The sequence below is a fragment of the Caulobacter sp. DWR1-3-2b1 genome (genome assembly GCF_049895765.1).
Taxonomy (GTDB): domain Bacteria; phylum Pseudomonadota; class Alphaproteobacteria; order Caulobacterales; family Caulobacteraceae; genus Caulobacter.
On sequence record NZ_JAFCSZ010000024.1, the window covers coordinates 38,412 to 55,037 of the forward strand.

The following is a 16,626-nucleotide window of genomic DNA, read 5'->3' on the forward strand; positions in this document are numbered from 1 at the left end:
TCGACCATCATTGCCAAAGTTTAATATCGTTTATCGATACTCAGCATTGTTGAGACCCAAATCGGGGCCTATCTGTTGACCGTGGACGCCGCCGAGCCTGGCGGACGTCCGATGACCTCGATGGATCCGCCCAAAATGCCCGTCGCCCGACTGTTCCGCATCGCCGACAAGGTCCTGATGACCCTGATCACCGCCGCCCTCATCGTGGGCGTTCCGGTCTCGGCGATCACCTTCGTGGCGCAATCGCTGTAAGAGGATGACAGTCGAAAGTGGATACCGGTTTCGGCGCCTGTCATGCTCTCACCTAGGGAGGCAAAGCCTACCAAGGTAGGCTTTGTGGGCTCTTCGACGCCCCGCCGCAACGCGGGGCAGGCTTGGAAGCCCTGGGGAGGGCGAGGGAAAAGCAGCCAATGCGCGCCTTGGGGCCAGGCTCGGTATCGAGCTTTCTGAAGATTATTCTCGACGTCATCTATGTCGGCCTGTGGATCTTCGTCAGCCTGTTGTCGCTGTTCACCCTGGTGGCGCTACTCTTCAGCTTCAATCCCGAACTGCTGGCCCAGATGCTGCCGATCAGCGACGCGGTCGAGGCCGTCAGCCGCGATGGCCCGCTGTTCGCCGGCGCCCTGGCCGCCTGGGCCCTGCTGCTGGGCGGCTGGATGGTGATCGTCGAACGGCTGCGGAGGATTTTCGCCACCCTGACCGCCGGCGACCCCTTCCATCCTGACAACGTCCTGCGCCTGCGCGTCGTGGGCCTGATCTTGGCCAGCCTCGAGGTCGGGCGCTACGTCTTCTCGGGCATGGCTCGCTGGCTGGCCCCCAAGACCAAGGTGATCGACGACAGTTTCACCCTGACCGCCTGGTTCTCGGTGCTGGTCGTCTTTGTTCTGGCCGAGGTCTTCCGCGAGGGCGCACGCCTTCGTCGCGAAGCCGAACTCACCATCTGATCGCGGAGAGATTTCGCCCATGCCCGTCCGCGTGAACCTCGACCGCGTCCTGCTCGACCGACGCATGTCCCTGACCGAACTGTCCGACCGCGTCGGCGTCACCATCGCCAACCTGTCGATCCTGAAGACCGGCAAGGCCCGGGCCGTGCGGTTCTCGACCTTGGACGCTCTGTGCCGCGAACTGGATTGCCAGCCCGGCGACCTGCTGACCTTCGAATCCGGCCCACCCGACAGCGACGACTGAACCAGCACCGTCCCCACCCGTTCCACCCAGCTTAAGCGGCGAAAAGGTCGAGCATGACTTTAGAGGAAGCGAAGGCGAGGCTGGCGGCCGCAAGGGTCGCCTCGAAAGCCTTCGTCCAGCGCCATCGCATCGCCACAGGGGTCGCGGCGGGGTTGCTGGCGCTGCTTGTTCTGCTCTTCCTCTGGCTGGGCGCCAGCCTGCCGATCTCGCAGGCTCTGGAGCCCCTTCCCAACCGCGCCATCATCCTGCTCGACAATCAGGGCAAGCCCTTCGCGCGGCGCGGCGCCTATAAGGAGGCGCCGGTCGTCATCGACGCCCTGCCCGAGCACGTGCCGGCCGCTTTCCTGTCTATCGAGGACCGGCGTTTCTATCGCCACATCGGGGTGGATTTCCAGGGTATCGCGCGGGCCATGCGAGCCAATTCCCGCGCCGGCCGTACGGTCGAGGGCGGCAGCACGATCACCCAGCAACTGGCCAAGAACGCCTTTTTGAAGCCCGAACGCAGCCTGCGCCGCAAGGCTCAGGAGGCGGTAATCGCCGTCTATCTGGAACTGCGCCTGTCCAAGGACGAGATCCTGGCCCGCTACCTGTCCAGCATCTATTTCGGCGACGGGGTCTATGGTCTGGGCGCTGCGTCCCGGCACTATTTCGGCAAGGCGCCCGAGGCCCTGTCGATCGGCGAGGCGGCGATGCTGGCCGGCATGGTCAAGGCGCCCGTCAACCTCAACCCGGTCGATCACCCCAAGGCCGCGGGGACGCGGGCGCGCCTGGTGCTGGAGGCCATGGTCGACACCAAGGCCATCACCCGCCAGCAGGCCGACACCGCCGGCAAGGTCACTGTCCGCACCACCCGCGCCGACCTGCCGGTGGGCGGCTATTTCGCCGACTGGATCTCGCCCCAGGTGAAGTCCGCCTTCGACGGTCCCGGCTATGGCGAGGTGAGGGTCACCACCACCCTGGACAGCCGCCTGCAGCGCATCGCCGAACGGGCGGTCGCCAATCGGATGAAGGGCTCGGCCAAGGTCAAGGCGGGCCAGGTCGCCGTGGTCGCCATGCGGCCCGACGGCCGGGTCGTGGCCATGGTCGGCGGCCAGAACTATCGCCAGAGCCCGTTCAACCGCGCCGTCCAGGCCCAGCGCCAGCCGGGCAGCGCCTTCAAGCTGTTCGTCTATCTGGCGGCGTTGCGCGACGGAGCCTCGCCCGACGACATGGTGGACGGAAGCCGCATCACCATCGGTGGCTGGACCCCGGCCAATTACGAGGGCGGCGGCGGATACGACACGACCCTGCGCGACGCTTTCGCCCAGTCCAGCAACACGGCCGCCGCGCGCATCTGGCAGACGGCGGGAGGGCCGGCCGTCGTCCAGGCGGCCCACGACCTGGGGATCGATTCGCCGTTGAAGGCCGATGACGCGACGCTTTCGCTGGGCACGGCCGAGACCAACCTGCTGGAACTGACTGCTGCCTACGCCGCCGTCGCGTCGGGAAAAGGCCCATCGTTCCCTCACGGCCGTCCGTTCAAGTCTCCACCACCGCAGACCGATCTCGATCCCGCCCAACGTGCGGCCCTGCTCGACCTGCTGGGCGCGGTGGTGCAGGAGGGCACCGGCCGCGCCGCGCGCCTGCCGCAGCGGGCCTATGGCAAGACCGGCACCACCCAGGACTATCGCGACGCCCTGTTCGTGGGCTTCACCGGCGATCTGGTGGTCGGCGTATGGATCGGCAATGACGACCAATCGCCCATGACCCGCGTGGTCGGCGGCGGGCTTCCGGCCCTGATCTGGCGCGACGTGATGACGGGCGGGCTGAAGGCCGGGCTAATCGCGAAGGATCGCGCGCCGGTGTCGCGGTTCGAGCCAGAGCCGGAGCGCGGAGAGGAGTTCGAGGTCGAGCGCCGGGTGCCCAAATGGATCCGGCGGATGCTGGGGCTATAGCGGCGAGCGCGCCCGGACCTCACGTCCGGCCGCCCCGGTGGTGTCGATCACCGACCCGGGCAAGGCGCCGGCCTCGGTCTCATAGGCCCAGACCCGGAACCCGTTCAGTTGGTGCGGCCCGAACGAGGTGAGCATGGCCACATCGGCGGCGTCACGGCCGTGGGCCACGACGATGCGGCCAATGCGCGGGATGTTGTTGCGCGGATCGAAGGTCCGCCACCTGCCGCCCAGATAGACCTCCATCCAGGCGCTGAAATCCATCGGATCGACGCGGGGCACGCCGATATCGCCCAGATAGCCGTTCACATAGCGCGCCGGGATGTTCAGGCAGCGACAGAGAGCGACGGCCAGGTGAGCGTAGTCGCGGCAGACACCGATGCGGCCCTCGTGGGCCTCATGGGCTGTGCGGGTGGGGCTGGCGGTCTGGTAGTCGAACTTGATGTGGCCATGAACGAAGTCGCAGATAGCCTGGACCCGCGTCCAGCCCCCCTGGATGAGGCCAAACCGGTCCCACGCGAACTGGCTCAGGCGGTCGGTCTCGCAATAGCGGCTGCCCATAAGATAGACGAGGCAGTCATCGGGCAGGTCGGCGACCTCGTGCTGTTCGGCGTCCGGCGCATAGGGATCAACCGCGCCGCTGTCCTCGATGACGCTGTCGCTCCACAGGGTAAGCAGGCCCGCCGGGGCCGTCAGGCGGCGGCAGAGGTTGCCGAACATGTCGCGATAGGTCGAGGTTTCGACTTGCGGCGTGGTGAAGAACGACTCCGGGATCCTGACGTCGGCATCGCGCCCGTCCCTCAAGCCCAGCAGCGTCACCATCGCTGTGGGTTGCTGGCAATAGACCGTGATCTCGTAGCCATAACGAATCAGCATCGTCGTCTCATGCAGGGGCCGGCGCACCGAGCTGGCGAATCCGGGGATTTATGAGGAATCCAGCGCCAACGCGTGGCGCAGCCGAAAGATGCGTCAGCCGAAGGCCGTGGCCAGCGCTGGAGCCAGATGATCCTCGATGCTGGTGACGTCGACCTCGACATCCATGCTCAGATAATCGGTCGGGAAGCCGGCCCAGGTGCCATGGATGGGCGGCGCCTGGCGTGGATCGCGCACGACGGCGACGCGGATCAGGTCGGTATTGCCGACGATGCCATTGGTCGGATCGAACTCTACCCAGCCGCATGACGGCAGATAGACCCGCAGCCAGGCGTGGGTGTGGCCGCCACCCGTGCGTCCGGCGGCTTTGGCCAGCCCGCGCAAGGGGCAGTGAATATAGCCGGACACGAACTGGGCGGCGAGACCAAGGCGCCGCACGGCCTCGATCATCAGCACGGCGAAGTCACGACAGGTGCCGCCTCGGCTTTCCAGGGTAGCCAGCGGCGTCTGCACGCCGCTCTCCAGGCGCTTGCCGTAGCGGAAGTCGGCATAGATCGCCTGGGTCATCTCGGCCAACAGGTGCTGCAGGCTGGTCTCGCCCGTGTGCTTGACGAAGCCCAGGCCCCAGCGGGTCAGGACGCCGTCGGGATCGTCGTGCTGCGGCGCGATGGACTGGACAAGATCGGGCAGGTCCTCGCTGGAATAGGCGAACGGCCGGCCGGCCTGATAGACGTCGACATGGCCGGGCACGTCGCCAAAGGCGGGCAGGGGTGTGTGATCCAGGGTGAACTGGCTTTCGAAACTCAGTTCGCTGGAGCGGCCCTGAAAATGGGCGACGCCGACCCAGTTGCCAAGCACGTCCTGGACATAGCGCAGCTGGACGGGGTTGGGCGTGATCAGCAGGCTGGAGGACAGCAGTCGCTGATCGCAACCTTCGCGCGGGCGCAACATCATGCGATGATCGCCAAACGCCACGGGATTGCGATACCGGTAGTGCGTCAGATGGCGAACCGAGAGCACGGGCATTGATCACAAGTGGCTGGGATTCGGGCGCTGGGTCGAGCCGCCTTCTTGTCGCAAGTGATCCGGACCCGGTCATTGTGCTCAATGCAGGCGCCCCGTCGGCCTTTGTGCTTCTGGGAGACCATGCGGGGCGGACTATTCCGCGACGGCTGGACCGGCTGGGCCTGGGCGACGCCGCCCTGGACCGCCATATCGCCTGGGATATCGGCATAGCCGGCCTGGGAACGCGGCTCTCCAGCCTGCTGGACGCCACCTTCATCTCGCAGGTCTATTCGCGCCTTGTCGTCGATTGCAATCGACGGCCGGGAACTGAGGGCGCGATGCCGACGGTCAGCGATGGCGAGCCGATCCCGGGCAACCGGGACCTTTTGCCGCAAGCCGTCGCGGCCCGGATGGCCGAGATTTACGCACCCTATCAGGCCGCCATCGCCAGCGCCGTCGATGCGCGCTCGCATCGACCGACCGTGCTGATCGCTCTTCACAGCTTCACGCCGTCGATGCAGGGGCAGGATCGACCCTGGCGCCTGGGCGTGCTGCACCGTCACGACTCGCCGTTTTCGCTGGCTGTACTGGCGAGGCTGCGGGCGGACCTGGAGGAGGCGGTCGGCGACAACGCGCCCTACGCTATGGACGGGACGGACAACACCATTCCATTGCACGCCGATCCGCGCGGCCTGGACTATCTGGAGCTGGAGGTGCGTCAGGACCTGCTGGCCGACCCCGAGGGGCAAAAGGCCATGGCGACCTGGCTGGCGCCGCGACTGGTCGAGGCGCTGGAGGCTACTGGTCCGCTTCGATAGCGGCTGCTTGCCGAGCCCGACGCCTAGCAAACAGCAGGGCCGCCTCGGCCGCGCCTTCGACGCCGCCGCCGGGACGATCCAGGGTGTCGCTCTCGACGAACTGCAGCCCCGCTTCCCGTTCAGACTGCCAGACCGAGCGGGCCAGGTGGATGCGCCGCACGCGGGTGTCGACCAGATAGAGATCGCCTTCCGGCAGGGCCGTGCCCATCAGCCGGATCCTCGCCCCGCCCTCGGCGAGGTCGATCAGGGCGCAACGCAGCGTGTTGCGCCCGCTGACCAGATAGACCTTCCGCGAGGTCGGCCGGCGCGCATAGGCGCGCTGGTCGGCGGAGGAGGCGGTTTGTCGGGCGGTTGCTCGCATGGGACGAGCTTATGCCACGACAAGGTTAACGAGCAGGTGATGCCCGCAAGATCGAGATGGGGCGGTTCGCCGCGCTTATCGGGCGATCATTTTCTCAGTTGAAGCGCGGCTTTTTCAGCAGCGTCCCGCGATCCACGGAGCGGAGTTCGACCTCGAAGCTGTCGCCTTCGCGCAGCACGCGCAGAGGGATGGTTGCGCCGGCCGGTCCCTGGGACCACAGGGCGGTGTAGAACTCGGCCAGATCCGAGACCCCTTTGCCTCCGGCGGCCAGGATGATGTCGCCGGCCCGCAGTTCGGCCCGGGCGGCGGGACCCTTGGGCGAGATGCCGACCACCACGACGCGGCCTTCGATCTCCTGGGCGAAGACGCCCAGCCAGGGGCGAGGAGGGTGGGGCGAACGGCCGCGCGCCACGTCGTCGAGGATCGGCGGCAGCAATTCGGCGGGCACGAACATGTTGATCGGCCGGGCCGAGCCGTCGCGGCTTCGGGTTTCCAGGCTCAGCGAGCCCACACCGACCAGGTCGCCCTTGGGGCCGATCAGGGCCGCGCCGCTCCAGTGCGGGTGGGCCGGCTCGGCCATGATGGCCTCGTCCAGCAGATATTCCCAATAGCCGGCGAACGGCATGCGGGTCAGGATCTGGGCTGCCGCGGCGTGGGAGCGGCCGCCGGCCCCGGCGACGATGACCGCCGTACCGCTGGTAAGGTCCTTGGACGTGCCGATCAGCATCACCGGCAGGTCGAGGGGCTGCAAAGCCTGGACAAGACCCAGGCCGCTGCGGGCGTCGAAGCCAAGTACATGGGCCGAGACCCTGCGGCCGTCATTGAGCGTCAGGACCACTTCCCGCGCCTCGGTGATCAGATAGGCCATGGTCAAGACCAGACCCGTGGGGCTGATTACCACGCCGTTGCCGATGCGCTCTGTCCCCAGGATGTTTGCCGTATAGGCGTCGGACGGCACGCGCGCCTCAAGGGCGACGACGGCGCCGAGCGCGTGGTCGAGGTCGAACGGGTAGGCCTGGGCCGAGGGCCGCAGGCGGGCTTCGACTTCATGACCCCTGAAGGGAGGGGGAAAAGGTGAGGGCACTTCGATCTCCTCTCGAAGATCGAATCTGGGGCTGGGGCAGCGTCGCGACAAGAGGGCGAGGCGTCGCGGGGCCGCTTCGGGGCCCGGGCGCCTATTTCCCGATAGCCGCCCGCTGGAACGCGAACAGCTCGCCGATGCCCTTTTCGGCCAGGTCGAACAGGCCCTGGAATTCCGGCTTGGTGAAGCCGCGCTTCTCGCCGGTGGCCTGGATTTCGACGATGTCGCCATCGCTGGTCAGCACGAAATTGCTGTCGGCCTCGGCGTTGCTGTCTTCTTCGTAGTCGAGATCTAGCACCGGGGTGTTGGCGAACACGCCGCACGAGACGGCGGCGACCTGGCCGATGATCGGGTCGGTCTTGATGACGCCTTCGTCCAGCAAATACTGGGTGGCCAGGCGAAGGGCGACCCAGGCGCCGGTGATGGCGGCGGTGCGGGTGCCGCCATCGGCCTGGATGACGTCGCAGTCCAGGCTGATCTGGCGTTCGCCCAAAGCCTTCATGTCGACCACGGCGCGCAGGGAGCGGCCGATCAGGCGCTGGATTTCCTGGGTGCGGCCGCTCTGCTTGCCGGCTGCGGCTTCGCGGCGACCGCGGGTGTGGGTGGCGCGGGGCAGCATGCCGTACTCGGCGGTGACCCAGCCCTGGCCCTTGCCGCGCATCCAACCCGGGATGCTTTCCTCGACCGAGGCGGTGACCAGCACCTTGGTGTGGCCAAAGCCGATCAGGCACGAGCCCTCGGCATAGCGGTTGACGCCGGTCTCCAGCGTGACGGCGCGCAGTTGGTCGGGGGCGCGGTTCGAGGGACGCATGGGAAACTCCGGATTGTCAGAAGAGTGGGGGCTTTGAATGCGAGAAGGGGCCGCTTATCCTATCTGCGACGGGAACTGGAAAGAGCGCCCGCCGCTTTTCTGTCTTCAGCGAGGTCTTCGGCTTAACGCCATGACGCAATTGTTTGGTCGCACCCCCGGTCTGACGGAGCTGGACGCGCGGGCTCGCGACATCTTCAAGCGGGTGGTCGAGGCCTATCTGGAGACCGGCGAGCCCGTGGGTTCGCGCACCATCTCGCGCGGCGGACTGCAACTGTCGCCGGCCTCGATCCGCAACACCATGCAGGACCTGGCCCAGCTGGGTCTGCTCGACGCCCCCCATTCCAGCGCCGGACGGATCCCGACCCATGCGGGCCTGCGGATGTTCGTCGATGGCTTCCTTGAGGTCGGCGATGTCGGCCAGGAAGAGCGCCAGGCCATCGAGGCGCGCCTGTTCTCGCGCGGCCGCTCGTTCGAGGAGGCGCTCGCGGAAGCCGGCTCGATCCTGTCGGGCCTGGCCGGCGGGGCTAGCATCGTCGTGACGCCGGTGCGTGAGGGCGGGGTCAAGCATGTCGAGTTCGTGGCGCTGGGCGGCGATCAGGCCCTGGCGGTCATGGTCTTCGAGGACGGCACCGTCGAGAACCGGCTGATGAAGCGCGCGGCCGGCATGACGCCCTCGGCCTTCCAGGAGGCCTCCAACTTCCTCAACAGCCGTTTGCGGGGCCGCACCCTCAACGAAGCCAAGGACGAGGTCCGGGCCGAGCTGGAAACCGCCCGCCGGCAACTGGACGAGACGGCGGCGCGTTTGGTCGAGGATGGCCTGGCGGCCTGGGGCGGCGGCGAAGGTGACGCCCGGGCGCTGATCGTGCGAGGCCAGGCCAACCTGCTGGACGCCGCCGGAGCCCGCGAGGATCTGGAACGGGTTCGGATGCTGTTTGACGACCTGGAGCAGAAGGGACAGCTGATCGGCCTGCTCGACGACGTGCGAGAAGCGCAAGGCGTGCGCATTTTCATCGGGGCCGAAACGCGACTCTTTTCGCTTTCGGGTTCCTCCGTGATCGCGGCGCCCTATATGACGGGCCAACGCAAGGTGCTGGGCGCGATCGGCGTGATCGGCCCCACCCGCCTCAACTATGCCCGGGTGATCCCGCTGGTGGACTATACCGCCCGCGTGCTCGGCCGGATGATGGATGGATAAGGACTAAGGCTATGAGCGACGATCAAGCGCCGGTTGAAGAGATGATGATGGCTCCGGAAGCCGAGGACGCCGCCCAGGAAATCGAGGCGCTGAAGCTGGAAGTAGCGGCCCTGAAGGATCAGGTGTTCCGCTACGCCGCCGAAGCGGAAAACACCAAGCGCCGGGCCGAGCGCGAGATGAACGACGCCCGCGCCTATGCGATCCAGAAGTTCGCCCGCGACCTGCTGGGCGCGGCCGACAACCTGTCGCGCGCCACGGCCATGAGCCCACGCGACTCGCAGGATTCGGCGGTGACCAACTACATCATCGGCGTCGAGATGACCGAGAAGGAGCTTCTGGCGGCCTTCGAACGTAATGGCCTCAAGAAGATCGAGCCGACCAAGGGCGAGAAGTTCGACCCCCACCTGCACCAAGCGGTGATGGAGCAGCCCTCGACCGAGGTCGCGGCCGGCGGCGTCATCCAGTTCCTGCAGGCCGGCTACGAGCTGATGGGTCGCCTAATCCGTCCGGCCATGGTCGCCGTGGCGGCCAAGGGCTCGACCGCGCCGGGCTCGTCCGCCGAGCCCTCGTCGGGCGGTGGTTCGAACCCCTATGCCGGAGCCAACACCGAGGCCGACGGCTCGGGCGGTTCGGTCGACATCAAGTCCTGACTCTTCTTCTGGTCGCGCGCCTTGTCGGCGCGCGACCAAGCGCGTTCGTGCAGGTTAAAGAACACCGTCTGGACCAGCGGCTCGATGATGCCGACCGCCAGGGCTACGCGCCAGTCGCGGGTCAGGGCATAGGCGACAGCGACCGCCACGATCAGGTGCATGGACGCGTAGGTCAGGGTCTTGAGGGCGAGGCGCATGGCGAGCGCTCCTTGTTGAGAACTGTTCTCAAAAGATAGGCGCTGTTTCCGTGTCTGCAAGGGGTGTGGCCCTCTTCCCCAAGCGCGCGATTTCGCTAATGTCGGCGGTCCATTCTTAACGGGACAGCGCGGGGATTCTCTCGACGCGCGCGGTCACGGAACCTGGACCTGAATATGAAGCTTACGATCGAACGGGCGGCGCTGCTGAAGGCGCTGGGGCATGTGCAGAGCGTCGTCGAGCGCCGCAACACCATCCCGATCCTGTCGAACATACTGCTTTCCGCGGACCGCGACACGCTCAGCTTCTCGGCCACCGACCTGGATATGGAGATCATCGACGAGGGCCCGGCCCAGATCGACGTGCCCGGCCAGATCACGGCCCCGGCCCAGACCCTGTACGAGATCGTCCGCAAGCTGCCGGACGGATCGGATGTGTCGCTGAGCTTCAGCGGCGATGATCCCCGCCTGGTGATCCAGGCCGGCCGCTCGCGCTTCAACCTGCCGGTTCTGCCGGCCGGCGATTTCCCGGTGATGAGCAGCGATGGCCTCTCCCGCCGTATCCCGGTCGACACCAACGAGCTGATCCGCTTGATCGACAAGACCCGTTTCGCGATCTCGACCGAAGAGACCCGCTACTATCTGAACGGCCTCTATCTCCACACCGTCAATGACGGCGGCGAGGTCAAGCTGCGTGCCGTGGCCACCGACGGTCACCGCTTGGCCCTGGCCGAGATGACAGCCCCCGAGGGCGCCGCCGGCTTGCCGGGCATCATCGTGCCGCGCAAGACCATCCAGGAGGCCCGCCGCCTGATGGAATCGGCCGGCGAGCAGGTCGACCTGCAGGTCAGCGCTCAGAAGGTGCGCTTCGAGTTCGGCGCCGCGGCCCTGACCTCGAAAGTCATCGACGGCGCCTTCCCCGACTATCTGCGGGTCATCCCACGCGACAACGCCAAGATCCTGACCCTGGACAACGACCTGTTCGCCAAGGCAGTCGATCGGGTGGCCACCATTTCGGCCGAGAAGAGCCGCTCTGTGAAGCTGGCCATCGAGCCCGGCCGCATCACCCTGACCGTCCGCAACATGGAAGCCGGCCAGGCCGTCGAAGAGGTCGAGGTCGATTACGACGGCGAGCCCTTCGAGATCGGTTTCAACGCTCGCTACCTGCTGGACGTCTGCGGCCAGATCGGCGGCCCCATCGCCGAGTTCCGCTTCGCCGACCCTGCCTCGCCGACCCTGGTGGTCGACCCGACCGACCCCGGCGTGAAGTACGTGCTGATGCCGCTGCGGGTCTGATCCGCTAGCGGGCTATGACCCAAGGGCTTCGCGAAGATCTGTTCGTCGAGCTGTTCGACAACATGCTCACCCTATGGGAAGCGACCGACTTTACCGACTGCACGACGTGGTTCGACCGCTCCCAGCGCGTGGAGGCGGCGTTCGGCGTGGCCGAGCACCGCATCGACCTGACCACCATGAACTATGCCGTCCACCGCGCCATCGCCCCGGACGCCAGCTTCGACTGGCCGGTTCGGGAACTGGTTGACCGCAACGAGGCGCGCCAGATCTTTCAGGCCAACATGATGCGCGTGCTGATGGGCGCGGCCGGGGTCTGGCAGATGGACAATCTGGAGATCGCGCGGCGGTATTTCGTCTAGGGCGATTATGGGGATTGCGAGCGCGCCGTCCCCGGATGGGCGCGGGGATCAAGGCCCTAGATCCTCCCCCTAGCGGGGGAGGTGTCGGCGAAGCCGACGGAGGGGAAGTCATGCCGATTCAATGCGGTCTTCCCCCTCCAGCCTGACGGCCGCCTCCCCCTTCAGGGGGAGGATCGAGACGGGCGCCCAGCAAACTTATCAGCCGCGCTTAAACCTCCCGTATTCTCTACCCACCTAGTCGCGAGGAAAGGGCGCTAAGCCAGCGACCTATTGCGGCGACGAGGGGTGATCGAGCGGGCAGCTCAATCGATGGCGGGAAGAGTGCATTGTGCTCTGGGCCGCCAACCTCGTTGTTCTCTGGCGGCGGTCGGCCGTGGAACACTAAAACGACGTGACCTCGAGGGTCGAGCGAGCAGCAGGCTGATCTGAAAGGACCGGCAGTCCGGGCGGGAGCGCTATCCCGTCCGCCCGTCGGGGGCTTAAAGGCGGCGCGGCCCGAACAGGGCTCACGCGCCGCACGCTTTCGCCAGAACGATCACGCGGAGCGGACGGCTTCGTCGAAACGGTATTCACTAATTCCTCATCCGGACGTGGTCCGGACGCTCCGCGACCCTTTCCATCAACTCGGCGGTTTCCGCGCGAGGTCGCGAATCTGTGTTCAACGTGCGGACGCCCCTGTCACGAAGGCGGCCGGCGTGACGCAACCGCCAACCTGCCTTAAGAGACCCCCATGGCGTCGGCCGCGATCAACACCCTGACCTTGACCGACTTCAGGTCCTACGCCCACGCCCGTCTCGAGACCGGCGGGCGCAGCGTCTATCTGTTCGGCGCCAATGGAGCCGGCAAGACCAACCTGCTGGAGGCCATCAGCCTGCTGTCGCCCGGCAAAGGCCTGCGTGGCTCCAGCCTGGCCGAGGTCGGGCGGCGGATGCCCGGCGAGGCGACCGGCCGGGCCTGGGCCGTGGCGGTCCAGGTCGAGGCGGGTCAGGACGAGCCGGTTCATCTGGGCGTCGGGGTCGAGGTCGGCGGCGCGACCCGGCGGATCGTGCGGATCGACGGCGAGACCCTGCCGCCCGGCCGTCTGACGGATCACGTCCGGCCGATCTGGCTGACCCCCGCTCAGGACCGCCTGTTTCTGGAAGCCGCCGCCGAGCGCCGCAAGTTTTTCGACCGGCTGGTCTTCGCCGGCGAGCCATCCCACGCCAGCCACGCCAATGCCTATGACAAGGCCCAGCGCGAGCGCATGCGCCTGTTGACCGATGCCTTGGAAGGCGGAGCGCCGGCCGACGCCGTTTGGCTGACCGCTCTGGAGGCGCGAATGGCCCAGGCCGGCGCCCTGATGGCGCAGGCCCGCGCTCGCACGCTGATGGCCCTGCAGGCGGAAATAGACAGCCGTGGCGACCGGCCCTTTCCCCAGGCGAGGCTGTCCCTGACCGGCGAGTGGGAAAAACTGGCGCTGGACGGCGTCGAACATGCCGAGATCGAGTTGCGTCTGGCCACCGCCCTGGCCGCCGCTCGGCCCCGCGACGGGGCCGCCGGACGCGCCCTGACCGGCCCTCACCGAGGCGATCTGGACATCCTGCATGTCGAGAAAGACCGTCCGGCGGCGGAATGCTCGACCGGTGAGCAGAAAGCGCTGATTCTGAACCTGGTTTTGGCCCAGGCGGCGAGACTTTCGCGTGCGGAATCCGCGCCGAATCCTATAGTATTGCTCGACGAAGTCGCCGCGCATCTCGACCTCACAAGGCGAGCCGCACTAGCCGACGAAATCACGGCGCTCAAGCTCCAGGCCTTCCTCACCGGCACGGACGAGTCGCTGTTCGACCACCTCAAAGGTCGGGCTCTTGGTGTTCGCGTGTGCGACGCCGGCCTGACCGCTTTGGAAGACGTATGACCGAAGAGACCAAAGGCCCCGCAGAAGACAATTCGGGCGACCGTCTGACCACCGCCGACGGCTCGCAGATGGCGGCGCCCGAAGTGATGGGCGGCGACTATGACGCCGACTCGATCAAGGTGCTGAAGGGCCTGGACGCGGTGCGCAAGCGCCCCGGCATGTATATCGGCGACACCGACGACGGCTCGGGCCTGCACCACATGGTCTATGAGGTGGTCGACAACGCCATCGACGAGGCCCTGGCCGGTCACGCCACCAAGGTCGAGGTGATCCTCAACGCCGACGGCTCGGTGACCGTCACCGACGACGGGCGCGGCATTCCCGTAGATATCCACGAGGGCGAGGGCGTCTCGGCCGCCGAGGTCATCATGACCCAGCTGCACGCCGGCGGTAAGTTCGACCAGAACAGCTACAAGGTTTCCGGCGGCCTGCACGGCGTCGGCGTCTCGGTGGTCAATGCGCTCAGCGACTGGCTGGAGCTGAAGGTCCACCGCAACGGCAAGGCCCACCAGATGCGGTTCGAGCGCGGCGACGCGGTCTCGTCCCTGAAGGTGACCGGCGACTCGCCGATCCGCGCCGAGGATACGCCCAAGGCCGGCGAATATCTGACCGGCACCGAGGTGACCTTCTTCCCCTCGCTGGAAACCTTCGCCTTCATCGAATTCGATCGCAAGACCCTGGAGCACCGGCTGCGCGAGCTGGCTTTCCTGAACTCAGGCGTGACGATCTATTTCCGCGACCTGCGCGACGCCGAGCCGTGGGAAGAAAAGCTGCATTACCAGGGCGGCATCGAGGCCTTCGTGCGCCACCTCGACAAGGCCAAGACGGCTCTATTGAAGACCCCGATCGTCATTCGTGGCCGCAAGGACAAGGTCGAGATCGACTTGGCCCTGTGGTGGAACGACAGCTATCACGAGCACATGCTGTGCTTCACCAACAACATCCCGCAGCGGGATGGCGGCACGCATTTGTCGGCCTTCCGCGGCGCTCTGACCCGAATCATCACCAACTACGCCGAGAGCTCGGGCATCACGAAAAAGGAGAAGGTCAACGTCGGGGGCGAGGACGCCCGCGAAGGCCTGACCTGCGTGCTGTCGGTCAAGGTGCCCGACCCCAAGTTCAGCTCGCAGACCAAGGACAAGCTGGTCTCGTCCGAAGTGCGCCCGGCCGTCGAGAATTTGGTCCAGGAAGGCCTCGCCAGCTGGTTCGAGGAGCACCCGACCGAGGCCAGGGCCATCGTCTCGAAGATCGCCGAAGCCGCCGCCGCTCGCGAAGCCGCCCGCAAGGCCCGCGAACTGACCCGCCGCAAGAGCGCGCTCGACATTACGTCACTGCCCGGCAAGCTGGCCGACTGCGCCGAGCGCGATCCGGCCAAGTCCGAAATCTTCATCGTCGAGGGCGACTCGGCCGGCGGCTCGGCCAAGCAGGCCCGCAACCGCGACAACCAGGCGGTGCTGCCCCTGCGCGGCAAGATCCTCAACGTGGAGCGCGCCCGCTTCGACAAGATGCTGTCGTCCGACCAGATCGGCACCCTGATCACGGCCCTGGGCGCCGGCATCGGCCGCGACGACTTCAATGCCGACAAGGTGCGATACCACAAGATCGTGCTGATGACCGACGCCGACGTCGACGGCGCCCATATCCGCACCCTGCTGCTGACCTTCTTCTACCGGCAGATGCCGGAGCTGATCGAGCGCGGCTACATCTATATCGCCCAGCCGCCGCTCTATAAGGCGTCCAAGGGCAAGTCCTCGCGCTATCTCAAGGACGACAGCGAGATGGACGCCTTCCTGATCGACGAGGGCGTCGAGGGGGCCGAACTGGACCTGCCGTCGGGCGAACGTCGCACCGGCAAGGACCTCTTGGCCCTGATCCAGCTGTGCCGTCAGGCCAAGGGCAATATCGACCGCCTGGCCGCCCGGGCTCCGGCCTTCGCCGTGGAACAGACGGCCCTGGCCGGCCTGCTCAGCGAGAACCCCGACATCGCCGCTTCAGCGGCGCGCCTGGATCTCTACGCCGAGGAAGGCGACGGCCCGTGGACCGGCGAGCGCGGCGACACGGCCTATGTGTTCAAGCGCGTGCGTCGCGGCGTCACTGAGAGCGTGGTGCTGGACGATGGCCTGCTGCACGCCGCCGACGCCCGCCGTCTGGCCGAACGGGCCGGAGCCCTGGCCGAGATCTTCTCCGGCCGCGCCGTGTTCCGCCGCAAGGACAAGTCGACCACCGTCCGTGGACCGATGGATCTGGTGGGCGCGGTGATGGAAGCTGGCCGCAAGGGCCTGTCGATCCAGCGCTACAAGGGCCTGGGCGAGATGAACCCCGACCAGCTGTGGGAGACGACCCTCGACGTCGAGGCGCGCACCTTGCTGCAGGTGAAGGTCAATCACGCCGACGACGCCGACGACATGTTCAGCCGCCTGATGGGCGATCTGGTCGAACCGCGTCGTGAATTCATCCAGGAAAACGCCTTGGACGCCGAGGTGGACGTTTAAGGACCCCGGTGTCATTGGTCCGCGTCAAAACTTGTGAGAATGCCGCCTAAAGTTCTGAGAATTCGGTAGCGCGAATGAGAAGCTTCTCATTCGCGCTAGGGCCTATTGGCTCTGGAAAGCTCCTGCCACCGTCCGATTGAAACAATGACGTACTGGCGATTGCGGTCATCGACGACGAGAAGGTCGCCCTTGTCCGCATAGGCTAGACATTGCTCAGCGGCGAGGCGCAGCTCCCGCTCGGAAACGCGCCTGGCGGCTGCGCGTTCTGGCCAACGATCATCCCTACCTCCGCTCCGTCACATGGGTCGTGGGGAACAAGCCTATCACCGACTTGTCATGAACTCTGCCGCGACTAGATGTTGGTCCCGGACTTTGATGGTGCACTATTTTCCGATGGTTGGAAGGATGCGCTATGGGGCAGGTACACCACGGGAGCGCCACAACGACAGCGGCGGTCCGTCGAGCGATACAGCATAGT

The 16,626-nt window shown here is 66.5% G+C and carries 17 protein-coding genes; 11 read left to right on the top strand and 6 right to left on the bottom strand.

The features are described from left to right. Window positions 1-75: 75 nt before the first annotated feature. From ACP69S_RS17475 to ACP69S_RS17490, 4 genes are all read left to right on the top strand, one after another. On the top strand, window positions 76-252 hold the full coding sequence (locus ACP69S_RS17475) for a hypothetical protein (RefSeq protein WP_425999436.1): 177 nt from the start codon (window positions 76-78) through the stop codon (window positions 250-252). 158 nt (window positions 253-410) lie between these two features. Then, window positions 411-944: a DUF2975 domain-containing protein gene (locus tag ACP69S_RS17480; RefSeq protein ID WP_425999404.1), complete on the top strand. Its 534-nt coding sequence runs from the start codon at window positions 411-413 to the stop codon at window positions 942-944. Window positions 945-963: 19 nt separating this feature from the next. After that, window positions 964-1,188, top strand: coding sequence for a helix-turn-helix domain-containing protein (locus tag ACP69S_RS17485; RefSeq protein WP_425999406.1), 225 nt, complete (start codon window positions 964-966; stop codon window positions 1,186-1,188). Window positions 1,189-1,241: 53 nt separating this feature from the next. Further along, a complete protein-coding gene (locus tag ACP69S_RS17490) occupies window positions 1,242-3,122 on the top strand; it encodes a transglycosylase domain-containing protein (protein ID WP_425999408.1) in 1,881 nt (626 codons plus the stop codon). Here ACP69S_RS17490 and ACP69S_RS17495 read toward each other — a convergent pair. Both ACP69S_RS17495 and ACP69S_RS17500 read right to left on the bottom strand, forming a co-directional pair. Further along, complete coding sequence (locus tag ACP69S_RS17495) at window positions 3,117-3,995, bottom strand: transglutaminase-like domain-containing protein (protein WP_425999410.1); 879 nt, start codon at window positions 3,993-3,995, stop codon at window positions 3,117-3,119. The two genes, ACP69S_RS17490 and ACP69S_RS17495, sit on opposite strands and share 6 nt — an antisense overlap. A 93-nt stretch (window positions 3,996-4,088) precedes the next feature. Further along, entirely contained in the window at window positions 4,089-5,018 is a 930-nt protein-coding gene (locus ACP69S_RS17500) for a transglutaminase family protein (RefSeq protein WP_425999413.1), read from the bottom strand. Window positions 5,019-5,092: 74 nt separating this feature from the next. Between ACP69S_RS17500 and ACP69S_RS17505 the strand changes: the two genes are divergently transcribed. After that, window positions 5,093-5,815, top strand: coding sequence for an N-formylglutamate amidohydrolase (locus tag ACP69S_RS17505; RefSeq protein ID WP_425999415.1), 723 nt, complete (start codon window positions 5,093-5,095; stop codon window positions 5,813-5,815). On the opposite strand, the gene ACP69S_RS17510 is transcribed toward ACP69S_RS17505, so the two are convergent. From ACP69S_RS17510 to rph, 3 genes are all read right to left on the bottom strand, one after another. Continuing rightward, window positions 5,796-6,176 carry a PilZ domain-containing protein gene (locus ACP69S_RS17510; RefSeq protein ID WP_425999417.1) on the bottom strand — a complete coding sequence of 127 codons (381 nt, stop codon included), beginning with the start codon at window positions 6,174-6,176 and terminating at the stop codon, window positions 5,796-5,798. The two genes, ACP69S_RS17505 and ACP69S_RS17510, sit on opposite strands and share 20 nt — an antisense overlap. Window positions 6,177-6,270: 94 nt before the next feature. Then, entirely contained in the window at window positions 6,271-7,260 is a 990-nt protein-coding gene (locus tag ACP69S_RS17515) for a S1C family serine protease (protein WP_425999419.1), read from the bottom strand. Between the two features lie 91 nt (window positions 7,261-7,351). Beyond that, window positions 7,352-8,068 (bottom strand): ribonuclease PH, encoded by a 717-nt coding sequence (gene rph / locus ACP69S_RS17520; protein WP_425999421.1) that lies wholly within the window; start codon window positions 8,066-8,068, stop codon window positions 7,352-7,354. A 130-nt stretch (window positions 8,069-8,198) separates the two neighbouring features. Between rph and hrcA the strand changes: the two genes are divergently transcribed. Both hrcA and grpE read left to right on the top strand, forming a co-directional pair. Further along, window positions 8,199-9,263, top strand: coding sequence for a heat-inducible transcriptional repressor HrcA (hrcA, locus tag ACP69S_RS17525; protein WP_425999423.1), 1,065 nt, complete (start codon window positions 8,199-8,201; stop codon window positions 9,261-9,263). A gap of 11 nt (window positions 9,264-9,274) precedes the next feature. After that, window positions 9,275-9,913 (top strand): nucleotide exchange factor GrpE, encoded by a 639-nt coding sequence (gene grpE, locus ACP69S_RS17530; RefSeq protein WP_425999425.1) that lies wholly within the window; start codon window positions 9,275-9,277, stop codon window positions 9,911-9,913. Here grpE and ACP69S_RS17535 read toward each other — a convergent pair. Next, window positions 9,853-10,110 carry a DUF2061 domain-containing protein gene (locus ACP69S_RS17535; RefSeq protein WP_425999427.1) on the bottom strand — a complete coding sequence of 86 codons (258 nt, stop codon included), beginning with the start codon at window positions 10,108-10,110 and terminating at the stop codon, window positions 9,853-9,855. The genes grpE and ACP69S_RS17535 overlap by 61 nt on opposite strands. 174 nt (window positions 10,111-10,284) lie before the next feature. On the opposite strand from ACP69S_RS17535, the gene dnaN reads away from it, so the two are divergent. From dnaN to gyrB, 4 genes are all read left to right on the top strand, one after another. Next, window positions 10,285-11,403 (top strand): DNA polymerase III subunit beta, encoded by a 1,119-nt coding sequence (gene dnaN / locus ACP69S_RS17540; RefSeq protein ID WP_425999429.1) that lies wholly within the window; start codon window positions 10,285-10,287, stop codon window positions 11,401-11,403. Between the two features lie 14 nt (window positions 11,404-11,417). Beyond that, window positions 11,418-11,762 carry a hypothetical protein gene (locus ACP69S_RS17545; RefSeq protein WP_425999431.1) on the top strand — a complete coding sequence of 115 codons (345 nt, stop codon included), beginning with the start codon at window positions 11,418-11,420 and terminating at the stop codon, window positions 11,760-11,762. 730 nt (window positions 11,763-12,492) lie between these two features. Next, a complete protein-coding gene (gene recF, locus ACP69S_RS17550; RefSeq protein ID WP_425999433.1) occupies window positions 12,493-13,656 on the top strand; it encodes a DNA replication/repair protein RecF in 1,164 nt (387 codons plus the stop codon). Continuing rightward, window positions 13,653-16,148, top strand: a complete 2,496-nt coding sequence (gyrB, locus tag ACP69S_RS17555; protein ID WP_425999435.1) for a DNA topoisomerase (ATP-hydrolyzing) subunit B — start codon at window positions 13,653-13,655, stop codon at window positions 16,146-16,148. Before recF ends, gyrB begins: the two co-directional genes overlap by 4 nt. The last annotated feature ends 478 nt before the right edge of the window (window positions 16,149-16,626 follow it).

Coding starts and splice junctions, on each gene's coding strand:
- grpE (WP_425999425.1), top strand. CDS start 9,275: ATGAGCGACGATCAAGCGCCGGTTGAAGAGATGATGATGGCTCCGGAA.
- ACP69S_RS17510 (WP_425999417.1), bottom strand. CDS start 6,176: ATGCGAGCAACCGCCCGACAAACCGCCTCCTCCGCCGACCAGCGCGCC.
- hrcA (WP_425999423.1), top strand. CDS start 8,199: ATGACGCAATTGTTTGGTCGCACCCCCGGTCTGACGGAGCTGGACGCG.
- recF (WP_425999433.1), top strand. CDS start 12,493: ATGGCGTCGGCCGCGATCAACACCCTGACCTTGACCGACTTCAGGTCC.
- dnaN (WP_425999429.1), top strand. CDS start 10,285: ATGAAGCTTACGATCGAACGGGCGGCGCTGCTGAAGGCGCTGGGGCAT.
- ACP69S_RS17545 (WP_425999431.1), top strand. CDS start 11,418: ATGACCCAAGGGCTTCGCGAAGATCTGTTCGTCGAGCTGTTCGACAAC.
- ACP69S_RS17485 (WP_425999406.1), top strand. CDS start 964: ATGCCCGTCCGCGTGAACCTCGACCGCGTCCTGCTCGACCGACGCATG.
- rph (WP_425999421.1), bottom strand. CDS start 8,068: ATGCGTCCCTCGAACCGCGCCCCCGACCAACTGCGCGCCGTCACGCTG.
- ACP69S_RS17480 (WP_425999404.1), top strand. CDS start 411: ATGCGCGCCTTGGGGCCAGGCTCGGTATCGAGCTTTCTGAAGATTATT.
- ACP69S_RS17495 (WP_425999410.1), bottom strand. CDS start 3,995: ATGCTGATTCGTTATGGCTACGAGATCACGGTCTATTGCCAGCAACCC.
- ACP69S_RS17500 (WP_425999413.1), bottom strand. CDS start 5,018: ATGCCCGTGCTCTCGGTTCGCCATCTGACGCACTACCGGTATCGCAAT.
- gyrB (WP_425999435.1), top strand. CDS start 13,653: ATGACCGAAGAGACCAAAGGCCCCGCAGAAGACAATTCGGGCGACCGT.
- ACP69S_RS17535 (WP_425999427.1), bottom strand. CDS start 10,110: ATGCGCCTCGCCCTCAAGACCCTGACCTACGCGTCCATGCACCTGATC.
- ACP69S_RS17490 (WP_425999408.1), top strand. CDS start 1,242: ATGACTTTAGAGGAAGCGAAGGCGAGGCTGGCGGCCGCAAGGGTCGCC.